The organism is Spongiimicrobium salis (assembly GCF_043678055.1).
Classification (GTDB): domain Bacteria; phylum Bacteroidota; class Bacteroidia; order Flavobacteriales; family Flavobacteriaceae; genus Spongiimicrobium; species Spongiimicrobium salis.
In genome coordinates this window covers 421,340-442,063 of the sequence record NZ_JBHEQA010000003.1, presented here as the reverse complement: position 1 = coordinate 442,063, position 20,724 = coordinate 421,340, and the positions used below count along the sequence as shown (strand labels likewise).

At 37.9% G+C, this 20,724-nt stretch carries 14 protein-coding genes and 11 tRNA genes; 9 read left to right on the top strand and 16 right to left on the bottom strand.

Annotated features, from left to right (window positions below; all coding sequences use genetic code 11):
• Genes ACEXOE_RS16695 through ACEXOE_RS16675 form a run of 5 tightly spaced genes read left to right on the top strand, consistent with a single transcriptional unit; the run spans position 1 to position 2,876 of the window.
• Complete coding sequence (locus tag ACEXOE_RS16695; RefSeq protein WP_394749971.1) at positions 1–411, top strand: ADP-ribosylation/crystallin J1; 411 nt, start codon at positions 1–3, stop codon at positions 409–411.
• A gap of 1 nt (position 412) precedes the next feature.
• Positions 413–1,048 (top strand): DUF4291 domain-containing protein, encoded by a 636-nt coding sequence (locus ACEXOE_RS16690; RefSeq protein WP_394749970.1) that lies wholly within the window; start codon positions 413–415, stop codon positions 1,046–1,048.
• Between the two features lies 1 nt (position 1,049).
• The gene (locus ACEXOE_RS16685; protein ID WP_394749969.1) at positions 1,050–1,598 is read left to right on the top strand and encodes an RNA 2'-phosphotransferase; all 549 of its coding nucleotides are present in this window, start codon (positions 1,050–1,052) and stop codon (positions 1,596–1,598) included.
• Between the two features lie 4 nt (positions 1,599–1,602).
• On the top strand, positions 1,603–2,151 hold the full coding sequence (locus ACEXOE_RS16680) for a 2OG-Fe(II) oxygenase (protein ID WP_394749968.1): 549 nt from the start codon (positions 1,603–1,605) through the stop codon (positions 2,149–2,151).
• Positions 2,148–2,876: a metallophosphoesterase family protein gene (locus ACEXOE_RS16675; RefSeq protein ID WP_394749967.1), complete on the top strand. Its 729-nt coding sequence runs from the start codon at positions 2,148–2,150 to the stop codon at positions 2,874–2,876. Before ACEXOE_RS16680 ends, ACEXOE_RS16675 begins: the two co-directional genes overlap by 4 nt.
• Positions 2,877–4,127: 1,251 nt before the next feature.
• Here the strand turns inward: ACEXOE_RS16675 and ACEXOE_RS16670 are convergent.
• The 13 genes from ACEXOE_RS16670 to ACEXOE_RS16610 all read right to left on the bottom strand — a co-directional run bounded on the left by ACEXOE_RS16670 (position 4,128) and on the right by ACEXOE_RS16610 (position 9,063).
• A tRNA-Arg gene (locus ACEXOE_RS16670) sits at positions 4,128–4,200 on the bottom strand.
• Positions 4,201–4,203: 3 nt separating this feature from the next.
• Positions 4,204–4,276 (bottom strand) — tRNA-Phe (locus tag ACEXOE_RS16665).
• A 100-nt stretch (positions 4,277–4,376) separates the two neighbouring features.
• Positions 4,377–4,448, bottom strand: a tRNA-Gln gene (locus ACEXOE_RS16660).
• A gap of 6 nt (positions 4,449–4,454) precedes the next feature.
• A tRNA-Leu gene (locus tag ACEXOE_RS16655) sits at positions 4,455–4,528 on the bottom strand.
• Positions 4,529–4,533: 5 nt separating this feature from the next.
• Positions 4,534–4,606, bottom strand: a tRNA-Leu gene (locus ACEXOE_RS16650).
• 6 nt (positions 4,607–4,612) lie between these two features.
• Positions 4,613–4,685: transfer RNA gene (locus tag ACEXOE_RS16645), tRNA-Lys, on the bottom strand.
• A gap of 5 nt (positions 4,686–4,690) precedes the next feature.
• Positions 4,691–4,762: transfer RNA gene (locus ACEXOE_RS16640), tRNA-Glu, on the bottom strand.
• 83 nt (positions 4,763–4,845) lie between these two features.
• Positions 4,846–4,918 (bottom strand) — tRNA-Asp (locus tag ACEXOE_RS16635).
• Between the two features lie 3 nt (positions 4,919–4,921).
• Positions 4,922–4,992, bottom strand: a tRNA-Trp gene (locus ACEXOE_RS16630).
• Positions 4,993–4,996: 4 nt separating this feature from the next.
• Positions 4,997–5,133 (bottom strand) — tRNA-OTHER (locus ACEXOE_RS16625).
• 11 nt (positions 5,134–5,144) lie between these two features.
• Positions 5,145–5,217, bottom strand: a tRNA-Cys gene (locus ACEXOE_RS16620).
• A 1,095-nt stretch (positions 5,218–6,312) separates the two neighbouring features.
• Positions 6,313–6,510, bottom strand: a complete 198-nt coding sequence (locus ACEXOE_RS16615) for a hypothetical protein (RefSeq protein ID WP_394749966.1) — start codon at positions 6,508–6,510, stop codon at positions 6,313–6,315.
• A gap of 648 nt (positions 6,511–7,158) precedes the next feature.
• Positions 7,159–9,063 carry a tetratricopeptide repeat-containing sensor histidine kinase gene (locus tag ACEXOE_RS16610; RefSeq protein WP_394749965.1) on the bottom strand — a complete coding sequence of 635 codons (1,905 nt, stop codon included), beginning with the start codon at positions 9,061–9,063 and terminating at the stop codon, positions 7,159–7,161.
• Between the two features lie 20 nt (positions 9,064–9,083).
• On the opposite strand from ACEXOE_RS16610, the gene ACEXOE_RS16605 reads away from it, so the two are divergent.
• From ACEXOE_RS16605 to ACEXOE_RS16590, 4 genes are all read left to right on the top strand, one after another.
• On the top strand, positions 9,084–9,836 hold the full coding sequence (locus ACEXOE_RS16605; protein WP_394749964.1) for a LytR/AlgR family response regulator transcription factor: 753 nt from the start codon (positions 9,084–9,086) through the stop codon (positions 9,834–9,836).
• Between the two features lie 302 nt (positions 9,837–10,138).
• A complete protein-coding gene (locus ACEXOE_RS16600; protein ID WP_394749963.1) occupies positions 10,139–11,302 on the top strand; it encodes a helix-turn-helix domain-containing protein in 1,164 nt (387 codons plus the stop codon).
• Between the two features lie 81 nt (positions 11,303–11,383).
• Entirely contained in the window at positions 11,384–12,349 is a 966-nt protein-coding gene (locus ACEXOE_RS16595; RefSeq protein ID WP_394749962.1) for a YceI family protein, read from the top strand.
• Between the two features lie 89 nt (positions 12,350–12,438).
• Complete coding sequence (locus ACEXOE_RS16590) at positions 12,439–13,563, top strand: hypothetical protein (RefSeq protein ID WP_394749961.1); 1,125 nt, start codon at positions 12,439–12,441, stop codon at positions 13,561–13,563.
• 492 nt (positions 13,564–14,055) lie between these two features.
• Here the strand turns inward: ACEXOE_RS16590 and ACEXOE_RS16585 are convergent, their stop codons facing one another.
• From ACEXOE_RS16585 to ACEXOE_RS16575, 3 genes are all read right to left on the bottom strand, one after another.
• A complete protein-coding gene (locus ACEXOE_RS16585) occupies positions 14,056–14,757 on the bottom strand; it encodes a FadR/GntR family transcriptional regulator (RefSeq protein ID WP_394749960.1) in 702 nt (233 codons plus the stop codon).
• 511 nt (positions 14,758–15,268) lie between these two features.
• Positions 15,269–16,798: a RagB/SusD family nutrient uptake outer membrane protein gene (locus ACEXOE_RS16580; RefSeq protein WP_394749959.1), complete on the bottom strand. Its 1,530-nt coding sequence runs from the start codon at positions 16,796–16,798 to the stop codon at positions 15,269–15,271.
• A gap of 46 nt (positions 16,799–16,844) precedes the next feature.
• Positions 16,845–19,892 carry a SusC/RagA family TonB-linked outer membrane protein gene (locus ACEXOE_RS16575; protein ID WP_394749958.1) on the bottom strand — a complete coding sequence of 1,016 codons (3,048 nt, stop codon included), beginning with the start codon at positions 19,890–19,892 and terminating at the stop codon, positions 16,845–16,847.
• Positions 19,893–20,724 lie beyond the last annotated feature (832 nt).

Sequence of the window (20,724 nt, the reverse complement as noted above, 5' to 3'; positions counted from 1 at the left end):
ATGAAGGAGATTACATTATATCGACCCGTTGGTCTGAAAGAATTACAACTAATTGTCGAAAGCAATTTTAATGCTTTTCCGCCACGTTTGGAGTGGCAACCCATTTTCTATCCAGTGATGAACGAGGAATACGCTATAGAGATTGCCATGAAATGGAATACCATTGATGCATTCTCGGGTTATTGTGGATTTGTTACCGCATTTGAAATAGACTTTGAATTTATTCAAAAATACAAAGTTCAAAATGTGGGAAGCAAAACTCATAATGAGTTATGGGTGCCTGCGGATGAACTGGAAAAGTTCAATGCCAATATTCGGGGTCGTATTTACGTAACGAAAACCTTTTTAGGGGAGCAATTTTCATATACAAAGGATAATAAAATCAATCAAATTATTAGGAAAACGAGCTAAAATGAACCTACAACTAGAACACTATAAAAAGCAGCAAAAAATATGGCCTCAAAATGGGCACCATATTATGGCACAGTTCGATGAGGAAAAGATAATTGTTTATCAGTCTTACAGGTCAAGCATTGGACGCTTTGCCGTTGAGAACCAATTTTTTGGAGGAGATTTTAGTTTAACAAGAATGACTTGGATCAAACCTAACTTTTTATGGATGATGTATAGAAATGGTTGGGGAACAAAAGAAGGCCAAGAAGTTATTTTGGCTATTCATTTAAAGCGGAAGGCTTTTGAGCGTTATTTGAAAAAAGCTGTTTATTCTAGCTATCAGGAAGAAATTTATGGAACAAGAGAAGCTTGGGTAGAACAAGTAAAGAATTCAAATATCCGATTACAATGGGACCCCGATCATGATCCATATGGAGCAAAACTAGAGCGAAGAGCTATTCAATTGGGGATACGGAACCAGGAAATAGAAAGCTACGCTAAAGACGATATCTTGATGATTGAGGACATTTCCGATTTTGTTGGAGAACAGCGAATGTTTGTAACCAACCAGAGTCTGGAAAGATTGCAAACCCCATTGGAAAGCCCGTATATGCCTTATGATAGGCAGGTGGCGGAAAAATTAAAATTAGTATAAAATGACAGATAAAAAAATAAAACAAACAAGCAAATTTCTCAGTCTTGTACTACGACATAAACCACAGATACTAGATTTAGTATTGGACGAAAATGGCTGGGCCAATGTTGCGGTATTGCTAGAACGTATGGAAAGGGAAAGTAAGACAATTACGTTTGAGCAACTCCAATTTGTGGTAGCCAACAATGATAAGAAACGATTTGCCTTTAATGAAGACAAAACGCTGATTAGAGCCAGCCAAGGACACTCTATTTCAATAAATTTAGACTACAAACCTTTGGAGCCTCCACAGTTTTTATACCATGGGACTCCTATAAAGTTTGTTAACCCCATTAAAGAGAAAGGTTTGAAGAAAATGAAGAGGCATCATGTGCATCTAAGTGTAGATAGAGAGACGGCAACAAAAGTGGGCGCTAGAAGAGGAAAGCCCGTAATTTTAAGTATTCGCGCTTTGGATATGTACTATGCAGGTCATCAGTTTTTTATATCAGAAAATGGTGTCTGGTTAACGGAGGCAGTACCTCCTCAATTCATAGAATTTAAAAAATGAATGTATGAAAAAGATTGTATTGCACCCGGAGATATTTCTGGTAGAAAATTTCTTGTCGCGGCAAGAGTGCAACTCCTTTATTGAAAAAGGAGAACAGGTTTCTTTTGAAGAGGCCAAGGTAAATATTCATGGGAGACAGACCATTTTAAAGGGGGTGCGGAATAATGATCGTATTCTGTTTAAAGACAACCTACTGTCCAAATCTATTTGGTCTAAAATTGCTCCTTTTGTTCCAGAAAAATTTGGAAAGTATAGGGCAATAGGTGTCAATGAACTCTTCAGAATCTATAGATATGCGCCTGGGCAACGGTTTAAAATGCATAGGGATGGCAGTTACGAACGGAATGAAAAAGAATGTAGTTTCTTTTCATTTTTAATGTATTTAAACGAGGGCTATGAAGGAGGGGAAACGTATTTTGAAGAAGGAATCACAATAATTCCTAAACTAGGCAATGCCTTATTGTTTCATCATCCTCTTAGACATGAAGGTAAAACCTTAATTTCTGGAGTAAAATACGTTTTAAGAACGGATGTAATGTATGAAATAGCATGAGACGCACATTGGTTATAGGCGATATCCATGGAGGCTTAAAAGCGTTGATTCAAGTTTTGACCAGGGCGAATATAAGCTCAAGTGACACCCTCATTTTCTTGGGGGACTATGTTGATGGTTGGAGTGAATCAGCACAGACGATTCAATATTTAATTGAATTATCGGAAAAGCACAACTGTGTTTTTATTTTGGGAAATCATGATTTATGGTGTAAACTTTGGTTAGAAAAAGGAGTGACCAATCCTATATGGTCGGCTCATGGAGGGAAAGGGACCATAGAAAGTTATATTAAAACGACTTATGTAACGAAGAAGAGTCATTTGACTTTTTTTAATACCTTGAAACATTACCATATTGATACTGAAAATCGCCTTTTTGTACATGCAGGTTTTACTTCAATGCACGGCGTAGAAAAAGAATATAATAAAAACGATTTCTATTGGGATAGAACGCTTTGGGAAGCCGCCAGAATATTGAAACAGGTTAAAGAAGAAAAAAGGGCGGGAATAGAAACCAGATTACAACTTTATAATGAAATTTATATTGGACATACGCCAACTATACATTATGGAGAAGCAATACCCATGGAATGCATAAATCTGTGGAATTTGGATACCGGTGCGGCTTTTACGGGCAAATTGACTGTTATGGATATAGACTCAAAACAATATTGGCAAAGCGATTGCTTAACGGAGTTGTATCCGAACGAAAAAGGAAGAAACTAAGCTGCAATGGGAAATACCATCAGGTTAGGCTTCCTCTCGATCTGCCCTATTTTTATGAAGCTATATGTGGTTGAAGCGTAATACAATAAAAAAGCGTATTGGGAATACCTACGCTTATGGGCAAACTTTCGAAGGATTATAGTTAAAACTTTCCCTACTTTTCCACGCGCTTTCCGTTGCTTTGGAAATCACGTACCTGCCCGATGCCATAAATCACTGTAGCTGTTCGGCAACTTAGACTCGGCCTGCATAGTGACTATTACATCACGCTTTGCAATTACAGGGGTTGGCTCCCCCACCGTTCATAGGTGTCCCTTTTAAGGCGACCTATTAGAATGTTCACCGCATGATATAGGCTTGCGACCTTTACCATCCCATATATCACAATGGGTTTAGGCAACTACTAACTGCTACAATGCTCGAAGTCTTTTGCTGTATTGGAAATACAGTGCTCTACCAATTGAGCCAAAAGAGGAGTTGTTTCTCTTTTAGGATTCGAACCTAAATATTCCATGGCCTAGAAGAAGGGCTTCGAGAATGGCTCCATAGATTTTGCCTACAGAATACCAACCTTCTTCTTGTATGTCTCCCGACATACAGCATTTTAAGCTACCGAACAGTTTCCCATGGGGTACCTCTACTGCTGCAATGAGCCCCGTTAGGTTGGATAGCCTATACGTAACCCCTTGCTACAACCTTACCTATTGATGTCACCATCTCAAGCCTACCCAAAAGTATTGGCTATACGCCCTAAAATGCTTAAGCGGTTGCCCCTTGCAAATTATGACCTATGTTGGTTGCTTGCTTACCTGCACTGTATTATAAAAACAGTCTCCGTTTGCTGTGCCCGCTAGCGGATTTATCCTCGTTACCAAGTTTATCTAAGGACGATAAGCCGCCCCGTCATCTAGTACGGATGACGATTTTATAGTTGAAACTCCCTTGAAGAGTTTCAAATTTCAAAGAACTTCGTACCTCTTGCCAGATTCGAACTGACACTTTCGCTTTAGCGAACAGATTGGCTATAAATGCGCTTCCCTACTTTTAATCCTGTCAATTTCGGTGCTTCTGCAAATTCTATTCATTGGCGGGCAGGCCGCCAACAACATCTTCCAATCACTCCGTGGTTACGATCAAGGTCTTTTACCACAGCTCTTCCCTTTGAGCTAAAGAGGCATATTTTAATTTTCTACAAAATTGAAATAGAACTACGCAATTATGACAGGGCGTAATAAATTTCTTTTGCTTTAGTAGAAGTAGCAAGACTCGAACTCGCATCTTTGGGTTCGTAGCCCAGCGTTCTATCCAATTGAACTATACTCCTATGTGGAACAGACAGGACTCGAACCTGTATCTTCGGATCTTCAATCCGCCGCATTGACCATCTTTGCTACTGTTCCCTTTTGGGTGTGCTCCGGGACTCGAACCCTGTTCTTCCCATTCACAGTGGGACGCTTTGCCAGATAAGCCTGCCTGCCGGCAGGCTAGAGACACCATTTGAAAACCCGAAATGATTTGAACCTTTACAACAAGAATCAAAGTCTTGTATGCTAACCGTTACATCACGGGTCTATTTTGTACCCCACCCAAGATTCGAACTTGGACTTTAAGGATTTTAAGTCCTTTGCCTCTGCCAGTTGGGCTAGTGGGGCATTCGTACAGGGAGAGAGATTCGAACTCTCAGATTACTGGTTCTAAACCAGCTGCGTTTGCCATTTCGCCATCCCTGCAAATTGTTGAGGCATTAGGACTCGAACCTAAGACTCCCGTGTTAAAAGCACGGTACACTACCAACTGAGTTATACCTCATGCTGTACTCCATAAGGGAATCGAACCCTTGTCTTCCGATAGAAAGTCGGATGCACTGGCCACTATGCTAATGGAGCATTCGTCTGGGAAATCCCGCCTATGCGGGACGACTTTCCGCTTCCAAAGCGGGTAAATAACCCACGTTATCTTCCCAGTTTTGCAGTACCGACGGGACTCGAACCCGTACCTTCCCGATAGACAGTCGGGCGCTCTAGCCTTTGAGCTACGGTACTTTGCGCGTCCGTGAGGATTTGAACCTCAATCCTAGGTTTTGGAGACCCAGATGCTACCATTACACCACAGACGCGTTGTGGAAGCAGTAGGACTCGAACCTACATGTCATTTCTGAACCTGATTTTAACTCATTCATTTTTATTGCCTTTATCGGTTTCGCTGAATTCGTGTACTCATTTCAGTCAGGCGAGCCAGCCAATTGTTCAATACTTCCATAATGTTTAGAGACAAGGATGAGATTCGAACTCATAAAAAATGGTTTTGCAGACCATTGCATTAACCTTTCAGCCACCTTGTCAATTTGTCGGAGGGCAAAGGAATTAAACCTTCACCGCCCATTGGCTTGCTCTTCCTATTTTCAAAACTTAATGCGCATAAAAAAAGCATCTCTTTATCGGAGATGCTTCGTATATAAGTGTATTGTCTTTACGTCAACACATGATACACGTATTTCTCCTTTGTTTACAAACGGACAGTTGATCACTATAAAACCGTTCAAACCATTTCGGCGAACAGCGATGTAGTTCCAATAATTGTATATGTCTTTTTAAAGATTCCACTGGCATGGGTTTATAAATTGTGATGGTGCAAAGATGAAAAGGATTTTTAAACTACACAAGAAAAAATAAATTTAATTTACTGATAATCAATTAGTTATGTTTAAATATAGATAATGGAATTCCTGTCCGTCATATTGCGGATTTTGAACATTTTGTACAATCGTCTGTCTACCAATTGTTTGCCGTTTCAATAATCTAATTTTATATTTTCTTACTTCTCATTCATCTGTTTTAAAAAAAATCCATAAAAAAAGCGCCCTATTGTAGTAGGACGCTTTTACTTTATCGTTTTATGGTATGATTTACATAGATTCAATGGTTAAATAAAGTCACATAGCGTCCGTTTCGCTCACTATATTCTGAGCGAAAATCAAAGAGGCAAAGCCATTCTTTTTGGATGATATGTAACGTTATCTGTGTCATTTGTGTTGCAAAGATGGTATTTTTTTTTGTTTTCGAATGTTTTATCTCAGTTACATTCAAAAAAACATTGAAATCAAAGAGTTACCAAGACTTCTATGATATAGTGATGACAGAAATTTGGCTACTTTCCATATGCGTGGGCTGTTCCGATAGTCTCCTATCCGCACATAGGAACTTATCTACCTTGATAATCTTAATTTAAAAGGAAGTACTTCTAAGACAACTAGGATTACAATCTTTTTAATAAGCTTGTTTGTAGTATAGGAATTTGAACATATGAATTGTGGAGTTGTAGCAGCCCTATGATATCGAACCAATGAAAAGGGTAGTATTCGTTGAGCCAGAGTTCTAAAACCCCGGCTCTAGATGAACTTTACCATCACAATGAATGGTTTTTTTGGCTTATTACACTAAACACAGATATAACAATTGCCATTCACTACTTCACCTCCCGCACAAGAGGGTAAATCCTCATTACATAGAATAGAAGGTGTGCTCCCGCATATGCCGCGTCTACGTCTTGCTTGTCCACCAATACCTCCGTTAATAGATTTTTGAGCCGTACTTCCTAAGGTTTTTACACCATTTAAATTCATTAATTTTTTCATGATATTTCTATTTTTAAATTCATTTCCCTTGATCATTTAAAGACACTCAAGGTTTGTGTCCATTTTTTGCGAAGGGATATTACTTCCTTAAATATGGAGATAGTTGTAGATTCAAAGCAGCGCGTTTGCGCAATGTTGAATCAACTTGTTTCCTTTTATTCGATTTTAATATTTGAACTTTAAGTTATCAAATACTGCAATATTGCGTTACTAACTTTACATAGAGATACAGAAAAAACTTATGAAGCATGTAAATTCTGGTACTAAAGTTAAACATGCTTAAGAGCGATGAGTCAATATTTAAAAATTATCACTTTGAATTAATATGGATGATACACGCTATAGCTTCATCCCTGTATTGAGCTGTTATATTCACAACCTAAAAATGATTTTTTCTTTAGGCTCTTTTTTTGGGCAAGCAAATAAGAGCGATTTTTTATTCTTTTTACTAATGAGATCAGATGACAAGCAATTTCCGCTACGCTAATTTTCAGCTTTTGCTACAGGCTAACGCAAAGTTTCTGAAATTTTCGTTCAACAATTTTCGGGTAAACCTAAGGCTCAATCAAAGGCGAAAAGTAGAGTTTCAAATGGCATCGGCCAAGCGGCGATTGCCCATAGCGATAAATGGATGGGTTTTCAGGAGCCTCAATCGTTCAGCATGGGCAACTGCAGTAGGACTACATTATACCCTTCTTTATTATTTTTTTTATCAATAAATCTTAAAAAATCTGGAGATTTGCGCTTAAAATACTTCTGTGCCCTTTCCAATAGGATTTGCAGACCTAATGATCGATGATTGCTGTTGTTCCCTGCAAAACCAGGCCCATTGTCTTTAACAGCGCAAGCCAAATGACCATTACCCCCCTTACTGAATTCCACAATGATATTCCCTTGTTCTTTTAGCGAAGAGACGCCGTGCTTAATGGCATTCTCTACAAGGGGTTGTACCATCATTGGAGGGATTCTGTTGGATTCGGAATCCAAATCTTCTGGTAAAATTATTTTAAAGCTAAAAGGGACTACAGTTTGCTGGTAAATTTCCATATAATAGTTCAGGGCTTTAATTTCATCTCTAATATCCACAAAGTCCTCTCTTGAATTTTCCAGATTCATCCTAAGCAACTTCCCCAAGGCCGAAGTTAATTTTTGTGCCTGCTGCGGCCTATTATCAATCATGGATATTACATTTTGCAGGACATTAAATATAAAGTGGGGATTCAATTGAGAAAGGAGCAATCGCTGTTCCAAGGATACTTTTTGTAGCCGTCCTTTTAGATTTCTCCATTTGAAAGCACCAAATAGAAATAGCACTACTACAATCGCTACTATGATGCTTAAATAAAGTTGCGCCCTTTTCTTGGCATAGGCAAGGTCCATATTGGACTTTTCCGTTTCCAACCGTTGAATGGTTTCTACCTTTTCCCTGGTCTCATATTCTACCGTAAGATTTTCGATTTTGGATTGCAATTCCTTCTTATGGAAATCTTTTAAGATGGTTTCTCTTATTCTTAGATGCTTATTGGCCTGTTCGTAATCCCCTAGTTTTTCATAGGCTTCCAGCAGGTATGAATAGGCATCTAGAATCATATCTCGCTCATCGCTATTTTGTGCCTCGGAATTCAAGAATCCTATTGCGGTCTCTGCGCTATGTATTGTTTCGGTATAATTTCCTTCCTGCAGACTCACGTAGGCTTGGATGACCAAAATAGATATTTCGTTGGTTGTTGGCTCATAAGGACCGCCAAAAGTGTGCCTGTTCAGTTCAAATTCTTGAAGGGATTTTTTGTAATATGCCATTGCGGAATCCCGGTTGCGTTCTTTAAAAAAGGAGCCCAAGTAGGCATAGGCAAAAGGGAGGTTATTTCTAAAGCCCTTAGGGCGCAATGCAGATTTTATCTCCTTTTTTAAATAATACAAGGAAGAATCGGTAACATTGAGATAATTTTTGGAATAAATAATCCCCAAGCGTAAGGTGACGGCAGATCTATTTCGGGCAGAGGACATATACGCACTGTCCTCCGCTACTTTCAAGAATAATTCCGAAGCCTTCCTATAACTTCCTAGGGAATGATTGCATCTTGCTACTAGGGTCAGCAAATAGGGTTTCCATTTTATATCTGGGTACTTCTTTTCATAGAACAGGGCCGTGTTCCCATGCTTTAGGGCCTTTTCATAATTTTTACGTTTATGGGTGATTCTGCTCAACATATAGTGCGCCTCCTTCATACTTTTATCATCCAAATGGTATTTTAAACTCAAATTGGCGTGATGATCTATGGCCCTGTTGTAATAGAACACTGCCGAGTCCAATTGATTGTTTACAAAATATGATGTGGCCAATTTGGTCATGTATTCCGCTCTACCATATAGTTTACGATTACTGTCCAGCATCGTCTTCATATAGCTCAAGTTTTTCCGGTGATTGGGATTTCTGTGTGAAATACTATCCTTGGCAAAAAGGTCAATGTCCAATTGGGTAATATCGTTAAACTGACTATGGAGTGTTTGGGATACTACCATTAGCAAAATAAATATTCTTAACTTGTTCATTGGGATGTAATAGAAAGTTTGTGATTAACCTCAATAAGATACGCACTTTAATCGTAGAAGATGATAGGGAAACGCTTGGATATCTTAAAAAACTGGTACACCAGCATGACCACTTATTACTAGCTGATGTAGCTATGGACAAGAATACCGCACTTCAGAAATTCAAGTCGGTACAGCCAGATCTGGTACTATTGGATATTAAACTTGGGCAAGAGAATGCCTTTGACCTTCTCGACGAAATCTCCACAAAATCTTTTCATCTAATATTCGTAACCGGACATTCTGAATATCTAATGCGGGCTATTGAGTACTATGCCTTTTATTTTCTGACCAAGCCATTTGATAAAGAAAAGTTTAATGAGGTCATCAATGCCTTTTTGCAAAAAGCGAATACCTTCAATGAACAGTGGAAGTCAGCGTATTTGTCCAGTTTTGTCAAAAATCAAGATTCCCAATTCTTCTTGAATACCGGGCTCGATTTCCTGGCCATTGACCTTAATGATGTGCTCTACTGCAATTCGGAGGGGAATTTTACCAAGTTTTGCTTTAAGGAAGGCCGACCCAAACTGGGTTCCAACAACCTAAAATTTTATGAAGATCTCCTAGGGAAAAGAGGTTTTTTCCGAGCCAACCGCTTTCATCTGATCAACATCAGGAATATTGATGCCATTCTAAAAAAAGAAACCCTGGTCATGAAAGGAGGGGCAAAAATCAGCATTTCGAGCAGGAATAAGTTAAAATTGAAGGAATTGATTATTGCTTTGAATGGATAAAAAATAGTAAAAACAAGTATTGCTCCAGTGCACTGGGTAGAAACCGGTATAACCCTAGTTCATAATTTAAAGGGAAATACTTATAAGTCCAGACGATTATTCCAGGGTAATGCTATTTTTTTGAACTTGCGTAAATGGAAAAAACGGAATCAAAAAGAGACCACTATTCATGTATTAAGAGAAGATGCGGTATCGCTAAAAATTACGACCTGTGAACTATTTTATATTCAAAAGAAAAAATAAGCTTAAATTAATGGTACCAATGACCTCTCAATTTTTTTACGATTCAAAAAAAAGTGATAATGGCTGAAATTTCCATAGACTTTTGGTCTTTTATTATTTTGGCGGGAAGCTTACAAGGACTCATTTTAGCGTTCTTTTTTTTAAGCAGTAAGCGGCTAGGGTATTCCAATAAGCTGATGTTTGCTATATTGTGGTTTCTGATTTGGGTACAAATGGAGTTCTTTTTTGTGCGCAGTATTATGGAACCATTGCGTTTTGAAATTTTTTATGGAACGCGCTATGGATCTTGGTTGGCCATTGGCCCTTTACTGTTCGTATACACTAAGTCGATATTATCCGATACATTTAAACCTTCTCTATCCCTACTTCTGCACTTTGCCCCTTTTTTGATTTTTACGATTACCATCCCCTTGTTGTTTTCCGAGGCGATACCTGAAAGGGGTAAATACTATGGAATGCTTACCGTAATTAGAAATACCAATATGGGAATTACGCCCATTCAAAATGTATATGGAGTGTTGTTTTTTCTTCAATTTATACATGCAAGTATCTATGCATTTTTAGGGGTGGGTGACTTAATAAAGCAAGGCAAACTAAAAAAAAGAACCATACCGCAACTTGATCATGCCCGGATGAAATGGGTAAAATATTGTTGCTTAATTTTTGGTTTCGTGATGCTATCCTCCGTGTTATATTTTTATTTATTGTTCTATTCGGATAGTTACAAGAGATGGATGGACTATCTGTATATACTTCCATCTACAGGAGTAATCTATATTCTAGCCATAAGTGCTTATAGAAAACCGTATTTATTTCGAGATGATTTAAAATATGTTTTAAGCCGAAAAAAATATGCCAAAACACCCTTGGACGGGCAATTATCACTAGAGTACAAGGAACGACTAACAAATTATATTAAATCTGAAAAAGCGTACCTGAATCCAAATATTCGATTGGTCGATGTCGCCAATGCCCTTTCCATACCAAAACATCAATTGTCTAGAGTGATCAATGAGCAATTTCATTGCAATTTTAATGAATTCATTAATAAATATCGCATTAGGGAGGCCCAAGAGATAATGACGGCCAAGGACAATACCGCTAACTTTTTAAATATTGCCTACGCTGTTGGTTTTAACAACAAAGCCTCTTTCAACAATTATTTCAAAAGACTTACGTCGATGACGCCTAAAGAATACCAAAAGAAATATGGGCAAAAGTGAATACTAAATAGGGTATTCTTATAAGAATAGTCGATTCACAAGGAATACAATGCTTCTTTTAATGTTTAAAATTAAAGCGGCATGACAAGAAATATCAAGATTACGATGGTTGTTATCCTTTTTTCAACCTTAGCCTTTACACAAACAAAGGCGTACCCCATAGATGGTTGGCATTCTAAAATAGGGTTTAGCGTCAATTTTAGTGGTTTACTTCCTATTAAAGGACAATTTGATAAAATCGATGGAACCATTTTACTCGATGAAGCTAATATGGCTAATACCTCCGCAACGATTAATATCCAAGCAAATAGCATCAATACAGGTGTTGAAATTCGGGATAAGCATCTCAGGGGCAAGGATTTTTTTGATGCTGCGAACTACCCCACAATTCGTTTTTCAAGTGAAAAAATGATCCAAAAAAAAGGGCAATGGGTTATGGTAGGGAATCTTAAAGTACGAAGGACTAGTAAAACTGTTGAAATTCCAATGAAACTATTGCACGGAGAAAAGTTGGATGCTTGGAAAAACTATAGAATTACACTTAAAGGAGGTTTTACACTTAACCGTTTGGATTTCCAAGTGGGGGAGGATCAGATAGGTATTGGAGATGAGGTAGCGGTTACCTTTACCATTTCGGCTCGAATATTTAATACGGCGACGGTCGCTTTATTTGATTGTCCATTTGGAAAAAAAATGATTGCTGCCATACAGGATGGGAATAAGGAAAAAGCGCGTACACAATTCGAGGAACTATTGAGATTGGATGATAGCGATGCGAAGAAAGCGACCAGCTTTGAATTTTTATACCTCTATTTAAAACAGAACAACTATGATAATGCCAGTTATGGGTTGGCAGAACTATACCTAGATTTGTTTCCTGAAGATTCCAATGCCCATAGCCTTTTGGGTAATGCGTATTTTGAAAAGAATGCCTTTAGTGAAGCCAAAGATTCCTTTAAACAAGCCCTTTACTATGATCATCAGAACACCTTCGCAAAAGAAATGCTTAAGAGGACTCTAAAAGTTCTAAAAAAGCGTGAGGAGTAATTGCATAACGATACATGGTCTAGCATCCCTGCTTTTATATGGTATTATGCAAAAAAATAAGAACCACCTAAATCCCAAAACGGAGAAAAATGACAAGAATAGCCTGCGTTTTTAGTATTGCAATAAGTTTGACCCTAGGGGCTTGCAAGAATAACCATAACCAAAATAGAATAGAAAAAAGAACTGCGATCACAGATTGCGGCTGTGATTCCATATGGTCTAGACCCGTGACAAAAGAATTTGTAACATTTTTAGAAAAAACAACAACATCCGACCATCCCGTTTGGAAAGACTATAGCCTTGGAGATGGGACTTTTGTTCTCAATGCAGGTAGGGTAAACGACACAAGCCATTGCTTAGGACTTTGGAAAAGTGGAAAAGCTATTTCCTTTACATGTTCCCCCGATATTCCGAGGATGTTGACCCCTATATATAGTTATTACCTAAATTACAAAGACCCTATAAGAAGAGATTCCACCTTCTTTGAAACCTCAAAGAATGCCCCTAAATTTTTGGCATGGATGAAAAGCAATGCCGTTGAATTGGCGGTGTATATGCCAACAGATTTTCCAAAATTCCCTTTTAGGATAGGCGCAAAAACAAAAACGCAATTGGCCATACATGAATCTTTCCATATTGAAGTAATGCTCCGGTATTGGTATACCAAAAAAGGGTATTGGCCAGAATGGGACATGCAACCGGATAGGGCAAAAATGCAAATTTGTTATGCACAAAATGGCACCATAAAAAAGTTGATTGAAACAGAACAAAATCTCTTGTCTCTCCTAATTGAAGCTCTTCTGGACCATAAAAAGGAAGAAGCCTTTGGATTGGCGGATGAATTTATGAAAACGCGGAAAACCCGATATCGCATAATAGTGGACTTGAATTTACAGTTGGACGAAGCCTATAATTGTGCTGCAGCGGAAGCAATTATGGAAATCGAAGAAGGTATTGCAGATTATGCCAGTTGGGTGAAAATGTATGATGTAGGTTTGGTGAGTAGAGCCGATATATTAAGACGGTATCGAGCTCAGCAAAAAGACAAGTTTTATTTAACCGGATGTATGCTCTTTCATGCAATGGTATTAATGAATAATGGAAATGATGAGGCTATTATAGAAAGAATGACCCAAGCGAATTCTCTTGAAGAAGGCAGTTTATTGACCCTCTTTCAAGAATACTTGACTTTATATCGGAAAAATCAATTGTAATCTCTCGACACCTATAATGAAAGTGCCTCAATTTAGGATTTCAAATCCGGTTTATAGAAATAATCGATCACCAATAAAAATGCGATTACCATCTAGTAGTTATCCTATGAATTGCAAGCCGTACAATTGGGGATTCCTTTTAATTTCCCATTTTCGTCCAAATCGTATTTACAGCAGTTCATCAATTTTTCCTTCCAATTTGCTATTGCTTATTTTAAATTGCTAAACCTTGGCCTCCTATCGGAATAGTTTTGGTCGTCCTAAAATCGGCATCATAATCTTCTGGCTACCCAATCTGCCTAATAAAATGGTATTTTTCCTTAATTGAAAAACCGTTGTTTTTGTTGACTTTATTTATTTATGAAAAGGAGCAGCAATTGTACTGGATGATGTGGTATTAACTCTAATGCCACCTCATGGAACTCCAATAAGCGCTTGAACCTAGTTTACCGTACACCATAGATACCTGCTTTGGACCTGCCAGTTTATAGACTACGCATTGTAACAGTATTGATACAAAACCTTAAAATGAACCTTCATTTTTGCTTTGGCCTGTTGCGGGTCTTGATTCTTGATTGCTTCATAGATTGCTTCATGTTCTTTAATACCTTGAAAGGAGAGATTTGCATCACAAACATGATACTTTTCAAAGTTTGTAATAATCTCAGGAGTAATGATCAACATGAAGGTATTCATTGTACCGTTCTTACTTGCCTTTGCTATCGCCAAATGAAACAACAAATCTTCCTCAACAGCATCTTCACCGTTTAGTACTTTTGTACGATAAGCATCGAGAGCTTCCTGTATTTTGTTTAAATCTTCCTCTGTTCTTCTTAAGGAAGCTAATCTCACCGTCTTTAGTTCCAATAAAATCCTGGTTTCTACCAAGGATTTAAAATCAGGATCTTCCAATCTCAAAATATCATCGAGCATTCCGCTCATGGCTACTCTTCCTATATTGGCAATGAAAGTTCCACTTTGAGGCCGTGATTTTAAAATTCCAAAAAATTCAAGTTTTTGAATGGCTTCACGAATATTACTCCTGCTAACTTCAAATTTTTCCGATAACATCCTTTCTGATGGCAACTTATCACCGGGTTCAAGATTTTTATACAAAATAAAATCTCTCAATTTGGAAATGATTCCTTTTTGAACACCATTATTCTCACTTTTAGTAAGTACTTCTATTCTCATATCTGTCGATTCAAACCAAATTGGTTAACCAATCTGGTTTGTTAAATTTATAAAAATACTTTAACATATATAGCAGAGTTATCATCTTTATTTTTTAAATCGAATTGAAAAGACTATTGACCTAGATTCTTGAACAATTTTTTTTCTCCACTAAAGCAACTCAGGTAAATAAAAACTATTTAAGTTGAATTGAGTTCTAAATCTATGTTTCAACACGAATACGTTCAACGAATCCATAAAAGCTTTTTCTAGAGTTCTATTCTTTTTAAGATTTTCGAATGCCTGATTCGTTAAGTTGGAGTACTAACTATAGAAAAAATGGATTAAAAGGTGGTCATATTGTATTCGTGCAATTTTAAAATAAAAGGTATATATAATGGTTTTGTCGATTGAACATCCTGCCATTTCCCAATAAATAATAAAAAAACCCTTGCTATTACGTGTAGCAAGGGAAATTCCATTCATTATTATCTTCTTTGTCGAAGATTGAATTCTTCGGATTTAATTTCGGTTAGAACGGGTTTTGTGATAAATTTGGATTTCGCTGTATTTCATCAAAAGGGATGGGAATTAAATAATCTACATCACTAAAGTTCGCCTTTTCACCTTCTAAGCCAGTGGCAGAATATACTTCATTACCCATTCTTCTCCTAGCAATATCATACCATCTTTTACCTTCAAAAGCCAATTCAATGCGACGTTCTTCCATTACATCAGCAATGGTGACTGTACCTGTTAAATCAGCAGGAACGGCACTCGGTGGGATAGTAACAGATACATCAGCACCTGTTTTTGTACTACCACCTGCGCGTGCGCGAGCTCTTATTTGATTGATATAGTTAAGTGCAGATGCATTATCACCCAACTCAACCGCCGCCTCAGCCGCAATCAAAAGCACTTCTGCGTAGCGAATCATAGATACATTATGACTTGTAGCTCTAGCGTTACCTCGATCAAAAGGGCCTGGGAAGCGCGTATATTTAGCAATATATGGCATATTACCTGCATGCTCATGGCCACTAATCGTGAAATTTGTGAAAGGAACTAAGGCTCCACCAATACTAGCTTCTTCATCAAAACTCACTGTCCTTCTATAATCGCCGGGTTCAAAACTTTCGTAAACAGCTAGGGTGGGTACGGCAACAGACCAACCACCACCTTGATTTCTATCATCACCACGAATTCCTGTCATAGGTGCTATTTGGTCATAGGCATTGTCAGGTGCTTCGAAATTATTATAATCCAGACTAAAAATGGGCTCCGGTGAATTATCAATTACCTCTGCATTAAACAAGTTTTGGAAATCGGAATCCAACGCCAAACCATAATTTCCAGCATTATTAATGATTTCAGTAGCCTCGTTAAAAGCGTCCTGCCAATTGCCCAAGGTCAAATTCACCAAAGCAATATAGGCACTTGCAGCAGCTTTAGAAGGCACCGCGCGCGATGTTTGGGTATCGGGTAACCATGTCTTAGCAAATTCTAAATCTGCCAAAATATTCTCATACACTTGGGCGGCTGGGGTACTCGACATTTCAAGGGCTCCATCGACATCTTGAAAATTTGTTTCGTCAAAATAAGGTATGTCACCATGTAACCTTACAAAGTGAAAATAGTAATATGCTCTCATGAAGTATGCCTGGGCCACTACAGGATTCTTTTCTTCGTCAGGGGCATCTACCAAAGTGGCACCATCAATGGCCAAGTTTGCCGCCGCTATTCCAGAGAATCCACGCTCCCAGGGATCAAAAACCATTTCGTTATCATCAGTAGTGGTTAATTGATCCATTTCTACCCTCCGGGTTTGCGATGATTGCAAATTTACCATGTCAGAACGCAACATTAGGGCAATGGAAAGTTTTCTGCCCCACCATTCTTCGTTAATGGCATGGGTCATGGAACCGTTAACGGCAGTTTGGATTGAGGCCACAGAATTAAAAAAACCTTCAGGGGCCAAAATACCTACAGGTTCTTCTTCCAAATCGGAGCAGCTAAAAAGAGCTAATCCAAAAAAGATTAAAAATAATTTTGAAGTTTTCATATTTACATTTTTTTACTAATTTAAATCTATATCTATATTTTTTGTGTTAAAATTTTAAGTTAACACTAAAATTCACTGCCTGAAGTGTTGGGTAATTACCAAAATCGAATCCTCTAATCACATTAGAAGATTGATTATTGGTACCGTTCGATCCAAAGAAATTGGCTTCTGGATCCAACCCAGAATAATTGGTAAAAGTCAATAAATTCTGACCACTTATTGCCAACCTAAGACTTTGCACACCTAATTTTTTGGTAACAGTTGAAGGTAACGTATAACCTATGGCTAAGTTTTTAAGCCTGATATAACTGCCATTCTCCACAAAACGAGAAGAAATTTCCCTGGCACTATTATTACCAACCCTTGGTTGATTAGTATTGGTGTTTGATGGCGTCCAAGCGTTATTAAAATAGCTCCTAGTGGTATTGGAATCTCCGTTATTTAATTGGACATCTGTTAAATTAAAGATATCATTACCCTGTGACCCTTGAAAAAAGATATTTAAGTCAAAGTTCTTATAGCTTAAAGTATTGTTTAGACCAAAGGTAAAATCTGGGTTTGGATTGCCTATAATAGTCCTATCAGCATTTGCAATTGCGCCATCACCATCCACATCGGCAAATAATGGATCCCCTGCCACGGCATTGGGAAAAGCTGCAGTACCTGCAGGAAAGTCTCCTCCTTGGTAGACCCCGCGATAATCAAGACCCCAAAACAACCCTACTTGTTCGCCTTCTCGGACAATTACATTGTCAGAAGTACTAAAATAACTAGGTGCTGCGTTAAGAAATATATCGAGACCCTCTAGCAAACTTACCGCTTCGCTTCTATTAAATGAAATATTAAAATCCGTACTCCAGGTAAAATCCCCTTTGGAAATATTTACGGTATTAATCCCCACTTCAAAACCACTATTGTTTATTTCGCCAGCGTTAGTGAATGGAGTAGGGTTTGCAAAACCAAGGGCATCCAGCAAGGCATTATTTATGAAAATAAGATCTCTTGTATTTGTATTATAATAGTCCAAGGTTAACGAAACCTTATTGCTGAATAGACCCAAATCCAATCCCACGTTGGTTTGAAAAGAAGATTCCCACCTCAAATCTGGATTTGCAGGACGATCCGGTGTAATTGCGGAAACAGTTTCTCCGCCACTTGAGGCAAACAAAGTTCTAAATGTAGCCAAGGATTGAAATGGTGAAATTGAGGGATTACCAACCACTCCGTAACTAGCTCTGAGTTTAAGGTTTGAGATGGACTTGCTTTCCTTTAAAAAATCTTCATTGGATATTCTCCAACCCAAAGCAACGGAAGGAAAAACAGCAAATTTATTGTTAGCCGCAAAATTAGAGGATCCATCCCTTCTCACTGTTCCTGTAATTAAGTACTTGTCATCCCAATCAAAATTAACTCTTCCAAACTGGGACTCAATCTCAACTTCAGATAAGAAAGAAGTTGGCTGTAACAGACCGAGAGCAGATCCTAAGGCGCGAAATGAGAAATCATCAGAAATAAAATCAGTACCTGCGGCAGAAAAACCTTCGTTGGTCCTTTTTTGATAGGAATATCCCCCGAGCAAGGTCAAATTTCCCTTGCCTATTTCGGTATTATAGGTCAAATAACTTTCAGTTAACACGCTCTCCCTTCTTACATTCGATATAGAAGCCCTTCCGTTATCTGCAGCAGCAGTAATAATCAGTGTAGAAGGCTGAAACTGTCCATTGGTTACATTTTGGGAACTAAGACCAAATGTGGTTTTAAATGTTAATCCTTTGACAATTTCATATTCAGCAAACAAGTTTGCCCTAAAATTATCCTCTTCGGTTTCATCTACTCTTTCGGTGGCAACGGCAAAAGGGTTATCTACAGGATCACCTATGGCATCATTTATCGTAAATGAACCATCGGGATTAAATATGCCTCTATCGGGAGCGAACCTAGCGGCTAACGATATGGCGTCATCACTACCCACGGTTACAGATCCATCGGACTGTGATGCTACTGAGTTTTGGGTACTTATGCTTCCAAATAGATTAACTCCGATCTTGAACTTCTCTGAAATATTTGCGTCGACATTTGACACAAACGTAAGCCGTTCAAAATCTGAGTTTACTACAATTCCCCCTTGATCAAAATAATTGGCAGAGGCATAGAAATTAATATTTTCCGATCCCCCAGAAAAGGAAAGTTGATGATTGGTGGTGAACCCCGACCTATAAAGCAAATCTTGCCAATCCGTATCCGCATCACCCTGAACGTAGGGCACTGCAGTAGATCCATTGGTAATAGCCACATTTTGCCTGACTTGATTTTGGTAGTCGGCGAACTCACTAGCATTAAGTAAATCTAAACTGTTAGCTGTGTTTTGTACTGCATAGGTAGAGTTGATTTCCACATTTAACTTTCCTTTCGCCCCTTTTTTTGTGGTTATCAGTACTACTCCATTAGAGCCCTGTGAACCATAAATTGCAGTCGATGATGCATCTTTTAAGACTTCAATGGAGGCGATGTCGTTTGCTTGAGGAAAAGGCGCTCCTACAAAACCATCCACGACAATCAATGGTGTGCTGCTAGCTAAAATAGAGCCATTTCCCCGTATTCGAATGGCAATGGGCGCTCCGGGCTCCCCACCATTGTTGGTTTGCACTTCAACACCAGCTGCCCTGCCCTGCAGCGCTTGTTGAGCGTTCAAAACTGGAAATGCATTTAATTCTTCACTCTTAACTGAAGCTACGGATCCTGTAAGGTCGGATTTCTTTTGAGAACCGTAACCTATAACCACCACTTCTTCAAGTTGCGAAGTATCTTCCAATAGCGTAATATTGACAGTTGTTTGTGTGGTGATTGTTACTGTTTGTGCGGCAAATCCAACATAAGAGAAGCGCAATTCTTCACCACTTGAGACATTGATGGAATAATTCCCATCAAAATCAGTTTGAGTTCCTCTAGTGGTGTTAACCACTAGGACATTTGCACCTGCTATGGGCGCATTGTTCTGATCGGTAACAGTTCCTGTCACGGTTAGGTCTTGTGCAAAAAGCTGAATACTGCTAAAAAGTATCGTAACCAGTGTTAAAGTTTTTTTTAAGTTCATTTGTTTTCTAGTTAATTTAAAGTAGTTAGTCTTTGTGTACTGATAAATTGTAAAATAATCGGTATCAGTATATGTATTTGAACATTACTCGGAAAACTTCAAATGAATTTTATATTTTTGAAATAAGAATGTGTAACAAATACATGTTTTCTAACAATTACTTCCCTCCTAAATGAAGTATTGTTTTAATAAGGATAGGTCAGCACCTATCCTTTTTTTCTTTAAGTTTTCATAATTTTTCGTTTAGTTTTTATTGGTAATCCAAACTGGTTAACCAGTTTGGATTACCAAATATATGTTATCTTTTTGTTAAACAAAAGTGATTTGAAAAAAAATCTGTTAAAAAATTAACGATAATTTATTAAGAGTCTATTTTTTATATCATACAGGTATTTATTGTAGATTTTAATTGACTATTCAGCATAAAGTCTTTAGTGATTGAGCTAAAAATATTAATTAGGACTCTGGTTTGGGTATAAACTACTCTAGGCAGGGTGCGCCCAGGTATATAATAGGTCTATATTAGGAATCATTCCCATTAAATGTTTGGTCTCCTAATCAATTGTTACATCAAAACTTGTACTTTTTATATAGGTAGCCAAGGACTGATAGTGTTCTTGGGACTAAGCCACGGCACCCGCTTCAAAATGCACCCAAACTAGCATTATTTTGTTTATCACTATGATTTTACACTTTGAGTTTTCATTGAAGACCTCCTAGTCAAGATGATTAAATAGACATTATTTGCACATTCAAAAAGAAATCCATCGTTTTTTGTAAAAAACACTGTTTTTTTTGCAATAAAAGTATATATTTACAATTGTAAAATTGG